Origin of the sequence: Arthrobacter sp. 135MFCol5.1, assembly GCF_000374865.1 — a bacterium.
Lineage (GTDB): Bacteria > Actinomycetota > Actinomycetes > Actinomycetales > Micrococcaceae > Arthrobacter.
Map to the genome: position 1 here is coordinate 291,852 of NZ_KB895453.1, position 15,039 is coordinate 306,890.

11 protein-coding genes are annotated in these 15,039 nt (G+C 64.3%); 6 read left to right on the forward strand and 5 right to left on the reverse strand.

What is annotated here, in order from left to right; genetic code table 11:
• Positions 1-6: 6 nt before the first annotated feature.
• Positions 7-309, reverse strand: coding sequence for an antibiotic biosynthesis monooxygenase family protein (locus tag C563_RS0104925; protein ID WP_018760927.1), 303 nt, complete (start codon positions 307-309; stop codon positions 7-9).
• A complete protein-coding gene (locus tag C563_RS0104930; protein WP_018760928.1) occupies positions 306-845 on the reverse strand; it encodes a GNAT family N-acetyltransferase in 540 nt (179 codons plus the stop codon). Before C563_RS0104930 ends, C563_RS0104925 begins: the two co-directional genes overlap by 4 nt.
• 149 nt (positions 846-994) lie before the next feature.
• Here C563_RS0104930 and C563_RS0104935 point away from each other — a divergent pair, with 149 nt between their 5' ends.
• On the forward strand, positions 995-1,387 hold the full coding sequence (locus C563_RS0104935) for a nuclear transport factor 2 family protein (RefSeq protein ID WP_018760929.1): 393 nt from the start codon (positions 995-997) through the stop codon (positions 1,385-1,387).
• 73 nt (positions 1,388-1,460) lie between these two features.
• Here C563_RS0104935 and katG read toward each other — a convergent pair whose 3' ends face one another.
• A complete protein-coding gene (katG, locus tag C563_RS0104940) occupies positions 1,461-3,755 on the reverse strand; it encodes a catalase/peroxidase HPI (RefSeq protein ID WP_018760930.1) in 2,295 nt (764 codons plus the stop codon).
• 346 nt (positions 3,756-4,101) lie between these two features.
• On the opposite strand from katG, the gene C563_RS0104945 reads away from it, so the two are divergent.
• The 5 genes from C563_RS0104945 (at position 4,102) to C563_RS0104970 (ending at position 11,839) form a co-directional block, all read left to right on the forward strand.
• Complete coding sequence (locus C563_RS0104945) at positions 4,102-4,299, forward strand: hypothetical protein (RefSeq protein WP_018760931.1); 198 nt, start codon at positions 4,102-4,104, stop codon at positions 4,297-4,299.
• 266 nt (positions 4,300-4,565) lie between these two features.
• Positions 4,566-5,657: an SDR family oxidoreductase gene (locus tag C563_RS0104950; protein ID WP_018760932.1), complete on the forward strand. Its 1,092-nt coding sequence runs from the start codon at positions 4,566-4,568 to the stop codon at positions 5,655-5,657.
• Positions 5,658-5,807: 150 nt separating this feature from the next.
• On the forward strand, positions 5,808-7,556 hold the full coding sequence (locus C563_RS0104955; protein WP_018760933.1) for an ABC transporter ATP-binding protein: 1,749 nt from the start codon (positions 5,808-5,810) through the stop codon (positions 7,554-7,556).
• Positions 7,553-9,610, forward strand: coding sequence for an ABC transporter ATP-binding protein (locus C563_RS0104960; RefSeq protein ID WP_018760934.1), 2,058 nt, complete (start codon positions 7,553-7,555; stop codon positions 9,608-9,610). Before C563_RS0104955 ends, C563_RS0104960 begins: the two co-directional genes overlap by 4 nt.
• 147 nt (positions 9,611-9,757) lie before the next feature.
• A complete protein-coding gene (locus C563_RS0104970; protein ID WP_196803311.1) occupies positions 9,758-11,839 on the forward strand; it encodes a GNAT family N-acetyltransferase in 2,082 nt (693 codons plus the stop codon).
• Between the two features lie 600 nt (positions 11,840-12,439).
• Here the strand turns inward: C563_RS0104970 and C563_RS0104975 are convergent.
• Together C563_RS0104975 and C563_RS0104980 are read right to left on the reverse strand one after the other, a co-directional pair.
• A complete protein-coding gene (locus C563_RS0104975; RefSeq protein ID WP_018760937.1) occupies positions 12,440-13,816 on the reverse strand; it encodes a DUF3100 domain-containing protein in 1,377 nt (458 codons plus the stop codon).
• Complete coding sequence (locus C563_RS0104980; RefSeq protein WP_018760938.1) at positions 13,813-15,039, reverse strand: amidohydrolase; 1,227 nt, start codon at positions 15,037-15,039, stop codon at positions 13,813-13,815. The genes C563_RS0104975 and C563_RS0104980 overlap by 4 nt, the downstream gene beginning before the upstream one ends.

Sequence of the window (15,039 nt, forward strand, 5' to 3'; positions counted from 1 at the left end):
CTGAGCTCAATGTCCTGCTGAGGACACCGCCACGAAGTGCTCCACCAACGGAAACGGCTCGTAGAAGTGGTGCAACAGCTGGCGCCACTGCTGGTACTCGGGGGATCCGCGGAAGCCGATGGTATGGTCCTCCAGGGTCTCCCACTCGACGAGGAGCAGGTAGGTGCCCGGCGACTCCACCGATCTGGAAAGCGACAACGCTCGGAAACCCGGCATTGAAGCGATGATCGCCCGGGCCTGGTTGAAGGCCGCCTCGAAATCCGTTTCGCGGCCCGGCAGCACCGGGAGCAGGGCGTGTTCGGTAATCACCTGGCAGGCCCTGCAGTTTTCCCGACGCCGATCCAGTACCGCCGCTTGCCGTTGCGGGTGTCCTCGTAGCGGCCGCCATTCTTTTCGATCGTTGCCCGTGACCCGGAGTTGTCCTCGTCGCAGGTCAGGAGAACCCGTTCGATTCCGAGCGCCCGGGCCACCGGGAGCGCATCAGCCAACGCCTTCGCAGCGTGCCCGCGGCGCCTTGCCGACGGCCGGACGCTGTAGCCAATGTGGCCGCCCTCGTTGAGGAGGAACTCATTGAGGTAGTGCCGGATGGCCAGCGAGCCGAGGACGGTGGTGCCCTCCACGATCCACAGGTAGGTGCACGGGACGTACCCGGGTTTGCGCACTGTTTCCGGTTTGGCGTCGTTGATGAGGGTGCCAACCAGTCGCTCAAAGACCCCGGGATCCTTGAGGTCTTCCGGCGCCCAGCCTTCAAGGCCTGCGCCATCAATATGGGCTCCGCCAAACTCCAGGAACGCCTCCAGCCACGAGGCGTGCAGGGTTGCGTCGGGGCTGGTGAGATGGGCCATTCAACGATCGTAGCCGAGCCGCAGGGGCGGGTGCGGTGGGCCCGGAGCAACGGGCCGGGCACGCCTGCATTCACCATGGACAACGGAACACGGCCGAACTTAAAATCGATCGCTGGGACCCCCGAGAAAGATGACGGAAAGGGTTCGAGATGGGAATTGAAGAAAACGCGGCAGTAGTGCGGCGCGGTTACGAAGCCTTCAATACGGGCGACGTGGAAACCCTCAAGGGCCTGTTCGCCCCTGATGCCGTCTACCGGGTTGGCGGCAATGGCGGCCTTGCAGGTGACAAGCATGGCCAGCAGGAAGTCATGGGCTATTTCGGCGAACTGTTTTCCCGGTCCGGCGGAACGGTCAAAGTTCAGTTGCGGGACGTGATCGCCGGTGAACACCACACCATTGGCCTGCAGACCGCTGAAGCGCAACGAAACGGGAAATCGATGAAGCAGGACGGCGTCCTGGTCTTCACCTTGAAGGACGGGAAAGTCACCGAGGTCAGCGAGTTCCAGGAGGACACCGCCACCGCCTCGGAGTTCTGGTCCTGAATCCGAGGCAGCCAGGGAAACTGCCATCGTTCCGGGCCGGCCGCACAGGTGGCCGGCCCGGAACGCGGGCCAATCAGTTCAGGTCGAAGCGGTCCAGCTCCATGACCTTCGCCCAGGCGGCAACAAAGTCATTGACGAACTTCTCCCCGGCGTCTTCGCTCGCATAAACCTCGGCCAGGGCGCGCAGCTGCGAGTTGGAACCGAAAACCAGGTCCACCGCGGTGGCGGTCCATTTCAGCTCACCGGTTGCGGCATCCGTGATCTCGTAGGCGTTTTCCTCCGATTCTGAGGCCTTCCACTTGGTGCCGGGCGAGAGCAGGTTGACGAAGAAGTCGTTGGTGAGCCGCTGTGGCCTGTCGGTCAGCACGCCGTGGCTGGAGCCGCCCACGTTGGTACCCAAGGCGCGCATGCCGCCTACCAAGGCCGTCATCTCCGGCGCGGAGAGGTCCAGCATGTACGCCTTGTCCAGCAGGAGCGTCTCCGGCTGGAGCTTTACGCCGGCACGCAGGTAGTTGCGGAAGCCGTCTGCCCTGGGCTGCAGGTATTGGAAGGATTCGACGTCGGTCTGCTCCTGGGTGGCGTCGGTGCGGCCGGGCCGGAACGGCACTTTGACGGGGAACCCGGCGTCGGCGGCTGCTTTTTCCACGGCCGCGGCGCCGCCGAGGACGATCAGGTCCGCGAGCGATACCTTCTTGCCGCCGCTTTGTGCCGCGTTGAACTCCTCCTGCACGCGCTCCAGCACGGGAAGGACGGTGGCCAGCTGCTCCGGTTCGCCGGCTTCCCAACTGCGCTGCGGTTCCAGCCGGATGCGGGCGCCGTTGGCGCCGCCGCGCTTATCGGTCTTCCGGAACGTCGCGGCCGAGGACCATGCCGTCCCGGCCAGCTGCGGAATGGTCGGGCCCGAATCCAGGAGCTTGGCCTTGAGCTGGGCGATGTCCTGCTCGGTGACCAGTTCATGGTCGACGGCGGGAACAGGATCCTGCCACAGCTGCGCCTCCGGAACCCACGGCCCGAGCATGTGCGGACCCACCGGGCCCATGTCCCGGTGCAGCAACTTGTACCAGGCCTTGGCGAACGCGAGGGCAAACTCGTCCGGGTTCGCCAGGAAGCGCCGGGCGATCTGCTCGTAGGCGGGGTCGAAACGAAGCGACAGGTCCGTGGTCAGCATGGTGGGGCGGTGCTTCTTGTGCGGATCGTGCGCATCCGGGATGATCTCCGGGGCATCTTTGGCAACCCACTGGTGGGCGCCGCCCGGGCTCTTGACCAGCTCCCACTCGTATTCGAACAGGATCTCGAGGAACCGGTTGCTCCACTGCGTGGGCTTGTCCGTCCAGGTGACTTCCAGTCCTGAGGTGATGGTGTCGCCACCCTTGCCGCTGCCGTAGGTGCTGAGCCAGCCCAGCCCCTGTGACTCCAGGTCGGCAGCTTCCGGCTCGGGGCCCACATGGGCGTCTGCGGGACCGGCGCCGTGCGTCTTTCCGAACGTGTGGCCCCCGGCGATCAGCGCGAACGTCTCCTCATCGTTCATCGCCATCCGCTTGAATGTCTCGCGGATGAACGCTGCCGCGGCCACGGGGTCCGGGTTGCCCCTGGGACCTTCGGGGTTGACGTAGATCAATCCCATCTCGGTGGAGCCCACGTCCTCGGCCATCGTCGCGTCACCGGTGTACCGCTCATCGCCCAGCCAGGCGTCCTCGGGGCCCCAGAAGATCTGCTCGGGCTCCCACACGTCCTCCCGGCCGAAGGCGAAGCCGAACGTCGTGAATCCCATGGACTCGAGCGCAACATTGCCGGCCAGGACCAGCAGGTCCGCCCAGGACACTTTCTGGCCGTACTTCTGCTTGACCGGCCACAGCAACCGCCGGGCCTTGTCCAGGTTGGCGTTGTCCGGCCAGCTGTTCAGCGGCGCGAACCGCTGGCCGCCGTCGCCTGCCCCGCCGCGGCCGTCATGGACGCGGTAGGTGCCGGCGGCGTGCCAGCTCATCCGGATCATCAGGCCGCCGTAATGGCCGAAGTCCGCCGGCCACCAATCCTGCGAGGTGGTCAGGACCTCCGTGATGTCCCGCTTGAGGGCCTCGACGTCGAGCTTTTCGAATTCCTTGCGGTAGCTGAACGAAGGTCCCAGCGGGTTGCTGGACCGTCCGTGGGCGTGGAGAACGGAAAGATCCAGCTGGTTGGGCCACCAGTCCTGGTTGGTCCGCGGCCGGTTTCCCTTGGGCTGGGGTGTATCGATGGCCGGGTTTTCACTCTCGCTGCCCTGGGCGGTGGCGCTTCCATGGGCTACCGGGCACCCGTCCCCGGCATTCTGCTCCGGGCTTTGCGCGCTTCCGGGAGCGGGTACCGGGGGATGGTCTGGGCGTTCGGTCATGTGCTTCTTCCTTCCGTTGGGCCGAGGCCGCGGTTGGACTCGGGCAGCCGGTGCAACCCTCCCATTGGAACATAGGGGCGCAGGGGGAGGCGCCCCCCATTTTGCGGGCTCATGGTCCCGTCCCGGAGTATCCGTAACAGTTGGTCAACCGGTTGGGAGATCTCCCCTTGCCCGTTCCATAATCGAAGTGCGGCCTTTTTCGTGCCGGTCCGGCGCAAGCCCGCATTTCGGAGCGGTGCCACGTATCCCGCGGTCCAAGACCTGCAAGGTGCGCCCGGATCCGAGACCACACCATCCGGTCCCACCTCTTGCGTGGAGACTTTTCACAATTTCAGGAAACAACTCCATGGACGGTTCAAGCTTTGTAGCCCTCTTCCTTGCGAGGAGCGACGATACTGCCACCAGCGCGTTGCCGCGCGCGCCCAAACGGGTCCGGGTGAAGAAACCCGGCTTGTCCCGCTGGTCCATCCTGCGCGGCCGGCTGGCGAGTGCGCTCCACCGGCTTGCCTGGGCGATCGAGCCTGACACCACGGGCACCTTCTAAGCCCTGCACCTCTGCCTGGCCCGAGGCCCCGGCAACCCGGCCCTGGCGCCGGTCATCGCGCTCGGCGAACGGGTCTGGCCCGATGCGCCCGGAACGGCTGCCGGCTAGGACGGAATATCTGCCGGAGGCTGCGGCTTGTCGCAAGAGGGCCGTCATCGGCACAAGCAGGCGGCCCAACCTCCCGGCGCGATGCAGCGCGGGCCTTCCGCCACAGCGGAAGGCCGCGTCGGCGCGCGGAGACTCCCGGCACCTAGAGAAGGAGCACCATGACCATCGGACCAGGAACAACGGCAGGCAACGGACGGACCGCCCTGGTGGTGGGTGCCACCGGCATCGCAGGGTCCGCCCTGGTGGATACCTTGGTGGGCGAAGGCTGGGCCGTCCTTGCCCTGTCCCGCAGGCCCGGAGCCGAGCGCCCCGGGGTCCGGTGGCTCTCCGCAGACCTGACCTCGGCGTCATCGCTGGCCGCTGTGCTTGGTCCGGAGAATCCGTCCCACGTGTACTTCACCGCCTGGTCGCGGCGGGCCACCGAGGAAGACAACATCGCCGTCAACGCGGGCATGGTGCGTGACCTCCTTGCCGCCCTCCGGGGAAAGGACGTGGCCCACGTCGCCATGATGACCGGGCTCAAGCATTACCTTGGACCGTTCGAGGCGTACGCCGCAGGGGAAATGCCGGACACGCCCTTCCACGAGGAGGAACCGCGCCTTCCGGTCCGGAACTTCTATTACGCCCAGGAGGATGAGCTCTGGGCGGCAGCGGCCCGGCAGGGATTCACCTGGTCCGTGCACCGTGCGCACACGGTGATCGGGCACGCGGTGGGCAACGCCATGAACATGGGCCTCACCCTGGCGGCGCAGGCCACCCTGTGCCGGGACAGCGGGGAGCCGTTTGTCTTCCCGGGCTCCGAGACGCAGTGGAACGGCCTGACCGACATGACGGACGCAGGGCTGCTTGCCGAACACATGCTGTGGGCTTCCACCACTCCGGCGGCGGCCAACGAGGCCTTCAACATCGTGAACGGCGATGTGTTCCGCTGGCGCTGGATGTGGCCGAAACTCGCCGCCTACTTCGGCGTGGAGTGGGAGGGTTACCAGGATGCGCCCCGTCCACTCGAGCAGTCCATGGCGGGGCGGGCGGACCAATGGCGGAAAATTGCCGCAGACCACAACCTCAGCGAACCGGAACTGGACCGGGTGGCGTCCTGGTGGCACACGGACGGCGACCTGGGGCGCGGCATCGAAGTGGTCACGGACATGGGCAAGAGCAGGGACGCCGGCTTCACGGGATACCGGCGGACGCTGGACTCCTTCACGGCACTGTTTGACCGTTACCGCGCCGACAATCTGATTCCCTAAGGGGGACGAAAGGGCTCATAAAACGGCCTGCCGTACGCCGTCAGTGAACCCTGAAACTTCCTCCACCCACGCCCGGTCAAGTCCCAGTTTCCGGACGTACACTGACTGTCGCACCACGTTTGTGGACACACCGTCAGGTTGGAGCCGCCCATGCTCTGGAAGCTACTCGTTGAATACCTCCGGCCGCACCGGCCGCTGCTGGCCGCCGTCGTGGTTTTCCAGCTGGCGCAGTCCATCGCGTCCCTGTACCTGCCCACGCTGAACGCGGACATCATTGACCAGGGCGTGGCCCGGGGCGATACCGGCTACATCCTGTCCACCGGCAGCTTCATGCTGCTGATCACGCTCGCGCAGATCGTGTGTGCCGTCATCGCCGTGTACTTTGGCGCCAAGGCGGCCATGGGCCTGGGCCGGGACCTGCGCGGCGCCATCTTCGAACGGGTGGGTGAGTTCTCCGAGCAGGAAGTCACCAAGTTCGGGGCGCCCAGCCTCATCACCCGCTCCACCAACGACGTCCAGCAGGTCCAGCAGCTGGTGCTGATGTCCGCCACGCTGATGGTTGCCGCGCCCATGCTCAGCATCGGCGGGGTGATCATGGCCATCCGCCAGGACGCCCAACTGTCGTGGCTCATTGCGGTGTGCGTCCCGGTGCTGCTGATCGCCGTCGGGCTCATTGTCACCCGGATGGTGCCGCTGTTCCGCAAGATGCAGGCCCGGATCGACACCGTGAACCGGGTCCTGCGCGAGCAACTCACCGGTATCCGGGTGGTGCGGGCGTTCGTGCGCGAGGACATGGAGACGGAACGGTTCGCCGGTGCCAACACGGACGTCACGGAGGTCGCGTTGCGTGCCGGCCGGCTGATGGCGCTCATGTTCCCCGTGGTGATGCTGGTCCTGAATATTTCCAGCGTGGCGGTGATCTGGTTCGGCTCGTTCCGGATCGAGGACGGGTCCATGCAGGTGGGCACCCTGATCGCGTTCCTGAGCTACCTGATGCAGATCCTGATGTCCGTCATGATGGCCACGTTCATGGCGGTAATGATCCCGCGCGCCTCGGTGTCCGCTGACCGCATCGGCGAGGTACTGGGCACCAGTTCCAGCGTCCTGCCGCCGGAGAACCCGGTCACCAGCGCGGCGTTCGCCGGCAAGCCGCGGCGCGGCGAGCTGGAAATGCGCGACGTCGGGTTCGCTTACCCGGGTGCCGACCAGCCCGTCCTTTCCGGGATCAGCTTCACCGCCCGTGCGGGGGAGACCACCGCAATTATTGGCAGCACGGGCTCGGGCAAGACCACCCTGGTGAACCTGATGCCGCGGCTGTTCGACGTTACTTCCGGGGCGGTGCTGATGGACGGCGTCAACGTCAGGGACCTGGATCCGGACCTGCTCTGGGGGCACATCGGCCTGGTGCCGCAGCGGCCGTACCTGTTCTCCGGGACGGTGCGCAGCAACCTGCTGTACGGCAACCCCGACGCCACAGAGGACGAGCTCTGGACCGCGCTGGAGATCGCCCAGGCGCGCGACTTCGTGGAGCAGATGGAGGAGGGCCTGGACGCGCCCATCTCGCAGGGTGGCACCAACGTCTCCGGCGGGCAGCGGCAGCGGCTGGCCATCGCCCGGGCCCTGGTGAAACGGCCCGAGCTCTACATCTTTGACGATTCGTTCTCGTCCCTGGACACCGGCACGGACGCCCGGCTGCGCCAGGCACTCAAGCGCAACACCGCGGGGGCCACCATGGTGATCATCGCCCAGCGCGTCTCCAGCATCGTGGAAGCGGACCAGATCCTGGTGCTCGACGACGGCAGGATCGTTTCGCACGGCACGCACCACGAGTTGCTGGAGACGTCGGAGACGTACCGCGAGATTGTCTCGTCCCAGCTGGCAGCGGAGGAGACGGTATGAGCACGCACCGCGCAGGAACCCGCCCCGCCGGAGCCGGCCCGGGCGGAGGTGTGCCCGCTGGAACCGCAGGTGGCGGCAAAGGCGGCCAGGACGCCGTCGTACGCATCCCGCGCCCGGCCGGCGGACCCGGACGTGGCGGACCGTTCGCCGGGATGAACGTGCCGGCGGAGAAGGCGATGAACTTCAGCGGCTCCGCCAAGCGGCTGCTGGCCACCCTGCGGCCGGAACGGCTGTGGCTGATGCTGGTGCTGGTCATGGCCGTGGCGGGCGTGGTGCTGCAGGTGATTGGTCCGCGGCTGCTGGGTGAGGGCACCAACCTGATCTTTTCCGGCGTGGTGTCCAAGCAGCTGCCGCCGGGCGTGACGCAGGCGCAGCTGATTGCGCAACTGAGGGCGGCGGGGGAGAACCAGAAGGCGGACATGCTCAGCGCCATGACGCTGACGCCTGGTGCAGGGATCGATTTTGCGGCGCTGGGCAGCGTGCTGACCTGGGCGCTGGTGCTGTACGTGCTGGCGTCGGCCTTCATGTGGGGGCAGGCGTATGTGCTCAACGGCGTGGTGCAGCGGACGGTGTTCGGGCTGCGCGAGAAGATCGAGGCGAAGATCAACCGGCTGCCGCTGCGTTATTTCGACTCAATCCAGCGCGGTGAGCTGCTGAGCCGGGTCACCAACGATGTGGACAACATCTCGCAGAGCCTGCAGCAGTCCATCAGCCAGGCGGTGACCTCCGTGCTGTCCGTGGTGGGCGTACTGGTGATGATGTTCATCCTCTCGCCCACGCTGGCGCTGATCGCCCTGGTGACCATTCCTTTGACGTTGGGGATCACAGCGCTGATTGCCAAGCGCTCGCAGAAGCTGTTCGTACAGCAGTGGAAGAACACGGGCGAGCTGAACGGCCAGATCGAGGAGACCTACACCGGGCATGCGCTGGTGAAGGTGTTCGGCCGGCAGCGCGAGGTGGGGGAGCGGTTCCGGCAGAAGAACGCGGAGCTGTATGAGGCGAGCTTCGGTGCCCAGTTCATTTCCGGGCTGATCATGCCGGCCATGACGTTCATCGGGAACCTGGTGTACGTGGGGATCGCGGTGGTGGGCGGCCTGCAGGTGGCGTCCGGTGCCATGCAGCTGGGCGATGTGCAGGCCTTCATCCAGTACTCGCGCCAGTTCACGCAGCCGCTGGCGCAGCTGGGGTCCATGGCCAACCTGCTGCAGTCCGGTGTGGCCTCTGCCGAGCGGGTGTTCGAGCTGCTGGATACGGAGGAGCAGTCTGCTGATCCCGTTGGTGCTTCTTTGCAGAGTCCGGATGGTGCCGGGCGCGGGCGGCTGGTGTTCGAAGATGTGTCCTTCTCCTACTCGCCGGACAAGCCGCTGATTTCCGGGTTGTCCTTGGTGGCGGAGCCGGGGCAAACGGTGGCAATTGTGGGGCCGACCGGGGCGGGCAAGACCACGCTAGTGAACCTGATGATGCGCTTCTACGAGCTGGACGCCGGGCGGATCACGCTGGATGGAGTGGACATCACCACCATGACCCGGGACGATCTGCGCTCGCGGATGGGAATGGTTTTGCAGGATACGTGGCTGTTCGGCGGGACCATCCGGGACAACATCGCGTACGGCCGGCCCACCGCTTCCTCGGACGAGATCCTGGAGGCGGCGCGGGCCACTTACGTGGACCGGTTCGTGAGGTCGCTGCCCGAGGGGTACGACACCGTGCTGGATGACGAGGGCGCGAACGTGTCCGCGGGCGAGAAGCAGCTGTTGACCATTGCCCGGGCGTTCCTGGCCCGGCCGTCGGTCCTGATCCTGGATGAGGCGACGTCCTCGGTGGATACCCGGACCGAGGTGCTGGTGCAGAAGGCCATGAGTGCCCTGCGGTCCGACCGTACGTCCTTCGTGATCGCGCACCGCCTGTCCACCATCCGCGACGCCGACCTCATCCTGGTGATGGAGGCCGGGCAGATCGTGGAGCAGGGGAACCACGCGTCACTGCTGGCCGCCGGCGGGGCATATGCGCGGCTGTACGAGGCCCAGTTCGCGGCGCCCGTGGCGGAGGTTTAGAAGGCTTAGTGAGGCTCGATTGCTTCGTCCCGTCATATTTAGAACGTGTCGTTTCAGGCGAATCAATACCGGGTGCAGCGGGCCAGGAAGGGGTTAGGGTGTGGCCCCTGTAGTTTGATATTAATGATCACTAGTTTTGGGGGAGCAGTGCCTGACGATTTTGGCCAGAGCGGAACATTGAGTGATTCACGCGCCCAAGACGAGCCGGTTACGAGCCCGGTGACAGTCAGATTGTGCCAACCAAACCAATGGATGAGTGTCGTTGCACTAGGGGATCAGTTCAAGCGATATTTGGGTCTGTATCCCGCCGGAGCGTTGCTCGAAGCCATTCGAGATGAGCGTGTCATTGGCGCCTTTCGAGGGGGCGAGTTACTCGGGTATGTGCTTTTCGACTTACCTCGATCCGATATTCGCTTAGTTCACCTTTGTGTCGCCACCGAAAGCAGGGGTCTCGGTATCGCACGAATGCTGGTTGATGACATCGAACGACGTCATCCGGATCGTGATGGTATCCGTTTGAAATGCCGGCGAGATTACGAAGCCCATAAGATTTGGCCGAAGTTGGGGTTTCAAGCACAGAGTCTTCCGAGGGGGCGCGGTAAACAGAAGGCCGACATGACGGCGTGGTGGCGCGGCTTTGGCAGCATGGACCTTTTCGCGGCGGCATTGGAGGACGAGGAGCGTATTCTCGCGGTCCTGGATACGAACGTGGTCCTCGACGTCCTTTTGGAAAGAAGCGACACCACCGCGCAGTATCTTGGGGCGCCCGGACTTGATAACGAAGTTGTTTTCTGTCTGACGCGCTCGGTCAAGAACGAGCTCGCAAATGTTTCGGACCCGGGGCACCGACGGAAGGTCATGGATCGCTTGGCCCAGTTCCAAATATTGACTGGCGAACTTGCGGTTTGCGACGAACTGACAACCGAGCTGGTGGCCTCAGTCGCTCACCGGGAGCTGGAGAAGGACCCTAGCCTTATGAACGATGCTCGGGTCGTAGCCGAGTGCATCGTGGCCGGCGCCTCTGTCATGCTTACAAATGACGAGAATGCCACCAAGCTCCTCCGTGGAATTGCCAACACCCACGGACTCGAGATGCTCCATCCCTCGCAGCTAATAGTTGTGATCGACGAGCTGAAGGGAGTCCGGCGTGACGCACCGGACAGGATTCAGAACACCTCTTTCCTAGTCTCCGCGGCAACCGCTGGCGTCGATAGAGAACTAGACCACATGGTGAGTTCCTACCTGGGCGAAACCAAAGTCGATTTCGTCAGGCTTCTCAGGTCGAAGGCCACGACCGACGTGCGGATCATTCGTACAGCCGATAGCCTGCTAGCCGATAGCCTGCTAGCCGATGGCCTGGTGGCTACACACACGCGTGAAGAAGTACTCGACGTGGAGCTTTTACGAGTAAGAAAGTCACCCCTGGGACCTACACTTTTGAAACAGTTGCTCTACCAATTACGACAGCAGGCTCTCAGTGCTGGGTCGGCGCGGATTGTCATTTCGGATCCCAGTCCCGGTGGCGGAGAAGCGGCTCACCAAATACTGGCCGGAGAGGGCGCTCGTCGGATCGAGGGGACATGGACGATTGAAGTCGTGGATGCACAGTTAGGTCTAGAGGACATCATCCGAGGCAGACTGGAGTCCTGGGAGCTTGAACCGTGGCTGGAGTCGGAGGTTATCACCTCCAGTGATTTTGCCCGATTGGAACGCGAGCTGTGGCCACTTAAGATTCGGAATTCTGCTCTCCACTGCTATGTGGTTCCCATCAGACAGAGCTATGCCAGTGAGCTCCTTGGTTACGATTCGCCTTTGTTGGATAGGGCAGACACGTTAGGTATCAGCCGACGTCATGTGTACTACAAGTCCCCAAACTTTCACCCGGAGGGCCCTGGGCGGATACTTTGGTACGTCAGTGGTAGAGGCGGTGGCGTGATTGTGGCATCGTCGCAGCTCTTGTCGACGCATCAAGCTTCCCCCCGAGCTCTTCATTCGCGATTTCGCAAGTATGGTGTTTGGACTCTACGTGACATCGAAGAGTCTGCACGGGGAGGATCAGCGGTCGCGCTGCGCTTCGGCGACACTGAAGTCTTCCGACACCACGTGAAGCGCGCAGAAGCCGAATTGATAACAACCAGATACGGAAACCAAATTGGAACTGTACCTACTGCCCGGAGAATTTCGGACGACGCCTTCCACGAGATCTACAGCAGAGGGATGAACCGCTGATGACGTCCGGAGATAGCCCATCAAAGGCCGTTTTGATGTCGATTAAAACACGATTCGTTAAATCCATTCTTGATGGTTCGAAGACGCACGAGTTGCGACGCAAGGTCCCGAAGGACGCCGCTGGCATGCGAGTCTTAATATACTCCTCGGGAGTGGACCGAGCTATCACTGTTCATGCCGACGTCTCCGAAGTGGCTATCGGAACACCAGAAGAAATCTGGCAAAGTCACGCAATGGTATTAGGAGTTACATATAGGGAGTTCTGTGAATATTTTGCGGGCGCGGACGTTGCATACGCACTACGGTTAGACAATGTGACTAAGAGCGTGCGACCGGTCACACTTGAACAGCTACGCAATGATTACGGGCTCGAACCACCGCAGAGTTGGCGTTATGTACCTTCCGGTTTGTACAAGGAACTCGTCATGAACTCATGATGAAGTTGTGACGGGCAAGAATCTGCTGCTACTTCAGGTCTACGCGACACTCATCTTTTAGGAATGGGGGAAAGAACTCCCAAAAACCAAAGCGGACGACGACGGGTGCCCACCCGCCGTCGTCCGCTCCGCCCAAGCCCCCCAAAAAAGGGGTACTAGAAGCTCAGTGCCACAACCCCAGCGCGAACTCTGCGATCACAGTGGACAGCAGGAACGACGCCGTGATGGCCACCAGCCCCACCGGGATGATCTTCCAGCCAATGTTCTTCAGCAGCGGAATGTCCTTGCCCAGGGACAGGCCGGCCAGGGTCAGCATCACGGTGGCGATGGAGAGGAAGTCCACGGTCTTGACCGCCGCGTTCAGCGCCTCGGCCCCGAAGAACCACGGGCTGGAGATGTACGCGCCGATCGTCGTGATGAACACGATCGCGGAGATCTTCCGGGTGACCTTGGCCAGCGCAATGCTCACCAGGACCAGCGCCAGCAGGACCCCATACCCCAGCACAATCGAGAGCGACAGCCCCTTCGCCGCAACAGAAGCAGTTCCAATACCTAGCACCGTCAGCACGGATAGGGAGAGCCACAGCGGCAGCTTCATCTCGGCCGAGGACTCCGCCACCCGCTCACGGAACAGCCGGTTCTCCTCAGCCTGGGCGGCCTCGCGCTCGGCGTCGGCAGCAGATACAGCGGGAGCACCAGCACCAGCACCAGCACCAACCACCTCACGGCTCGCTTGCTTCCGCGTCAGCACCCGGTAGAACTTGTCCGCCAGCGGCAGCGCAATGTAGATGCCCACATACACACCCAGCACCGTGGTGATCAGGTTGGACACGGCGGCCATGCCAAGGACAGCGTCCTGGTCGCCCGGGTACGCGGCGGTGATGCTCGCGACGGACGCAGCCATCATGGAACCGGACCCCACGCCGGCGCCCATGGCCAGCGCCAGCGGATCGAAGATCTTCCAGTTGGCCACCAGCGAGGTCAGCAGCGTGATGAAAACGGCACCGAACAGCGTCCCGAACACATACATGGCAAGCACGCCGCGGTACTGGTCCGAGTCCGGCCCGTACTTCTCGGACACCATGGCAAACGACGGCTCACGGTCCAGCGAGAACGTGGCACCCACCGTCGCCTTGCCCATCCGCAGCAGCACAGCCAGCGGCAGCGCCAGCACGATGGTGCCCAGCAGGTGGCCCACCTCCTGCAGCAGCAGCGCCGGGCCCGCCTTCAACAGGGTGGGCAGGCTGGGGCCGATGTTGAACGCCAGCCGCGCCACCAGCAACAGCACGGCCACGCCCACCAGCGCCGCCGCCACCCGCTGCAGGTCGATGCCCAGCGGCTTGAACTTCTGGATGGACACCAGCAGGCCCAGGATCAGGCCCCACACCATGGGGAAAATGATGATGGCGCCGATGCCCAGGTCGATCTTCGCCTGCCCGATGAACTGGACGGCGAGGGCAATCACGAACGCCAAAGCGGCAATGGGGATGGTCAGCCTGGTGCCGGCCTTATCGGTCCTGGCTGTTGTGACAGTGCTCATGATGCGCCTTCCTGGGTGAAAGTACGACGGCGGTACGCCGCTTGGGTGAAGCGTTGACGTTGGGAGGGGGTTGAGGCAGCCGCGGCAACTGTCCAGGCCAGCGCGGTGCCGGCCTCGAACATCACCCCGTACGCCTGCGGAGTGTCCGCCAGGGCGGCGAACGCGTGCGAATGGATGGGAACGTCCGCACCGGGAATGCTCAGCCACGGGTGCAGGGACGGGATGACCTGGGAGATGTTGCCCATGTCCGTGGAACCGCCGCTCAGGCCTGCCGCAGGGGAGGTGTCCTTGCCGAACGCGTCCATCGCCGCCGTCCAGTGCGCGGCGAGGTCGTCATCCTGGATCAGCGGCTCGTACAGCGGTTCGGTGTCCTCGAACACCAGCGTGGTGCCGGTGGCCAGCGCCGCCCCTTCGAAGCAGCGCCGCACCCGCACCAGCAGCGCCTCGAACTCGGGCAGGGTGAAGGCCCGGCACTCGAATTCCACCACGGCTTTCTCCGGAATGACGTTGGTGACGTGGCCGGCCTCCGCCACAAAGCAGGCGATCCGGTGGTCGGACGGGATCTGTTGGCGCAGCAGCCCGATCGCCACCTGGCTCAGCACCGCCGCATCGGCGGCGTTGACTCCCAGGTGCGGGGCCGCAGCCGCGTGAGCGGCCTTGCCGGTGAACGTCGCCTTGTAGCGGCCCACGGCCTGGGCGCTGGTCCCGGCTGGGTTGTAGGTGACCCCGTCCTGGACCGGGTGGACCATCAATGCCAGCCCCACGCCGTCGAACGCTCCCTGCTCCAGCATCAGCGCCTTGCCGCCGCCGTGCTCCTCCGCGGGGGTGCCGATGGCCTTGAGCGTGATGCCCAGCTCGTCCACGTACGGCTGCAGCGCAAGGGCCGCGGCCACCGACGCGCCGGCGATCAGGTTGTGCCCGCAGGCGTGCCCGATTCCCGGCAGCGCGTCGTATTCCACGCAGAGCGCCACGGTCAGGTCGCCGCTGCCGGCGGTCGCCGTGAAGGCGGTGGGCAGCCCGGCGCTGCCGTGCTCCACCTCGAAGCCGCCCTCAGCCAGCAGCGCGGTGATGGCCTCGGCAGACTTCACTTCCTCGAAGGAGAGTTCCTTGAAGCCGTGGATGTCCTTGGCCAGCGCCTCCACGCGGGGTTTCCAGCGTTCGACGCCGTCCGCCAGGGCAGTGCGCAACGCACCTGCGGCGGGGGTTGTGTCAGTCGTGTGCAC

Excerpts from the sequence above, each read along its gene's own strand:
- C563_RS0104930 (WP_018760928.1), bottom strand. The coding sequence starts at position 845 with ATGGCCCATCTCACCAGCCCCGACGCAACCCTGCACGCCTCGTGGCTG.
- C563_RS0104935 (WP_018760929.1), top strand. The coding sequence starts at position 995 with ATGGGAATTGAAGAAAACGCGGCAGTAGTGCGGCGCGGTTACGAAGCC.
- katG (WP_018760930.1), bottom strand. The coding sequence starts at position 3,755 with ATGACCGAACGCCCAGACCATCCCCCGGTACCCGCTCCCGGAAGCGCG.
- C563_RS0104945 (WP_018760931.1), top strand. The coding sequence starts at position 4,102 with ATGGACGGTTCAAGCTTTGTAGCCCTCTTCCTTGCGAGGAGCGACGAT.
- C563_RS0104950 (WP_018760932.1), top strand. The coding sequence starts at position 4,566 with ATGACCATCGGACCAGGAACAACGGCAGGCAACGGACGGACCGCCCTG.
- C563_RS0104955 (WP_018760933.1), top strand. The coding sequence starts at position 5,808 with ATGCTCTGGAAGCTACTCGTTGAATACCTCCGGCCGCACCGGCCGCTG.
- C563_RS0104960 (WP_018760934.1), top strand. The coding sequence starts at position 7,553 with ATGAGCACGCACCGCGCAGGAACCCGCCCCGCCGGAGCCGGCCCGGGC.
- C563_RS0104975 (WP_018760937.1), bottom strand. The coding sequence starts at position 13,816 with ATGAGCACTGTCACAACAGCCAGGACCGATAAGGCCGGCACCAGGCTG.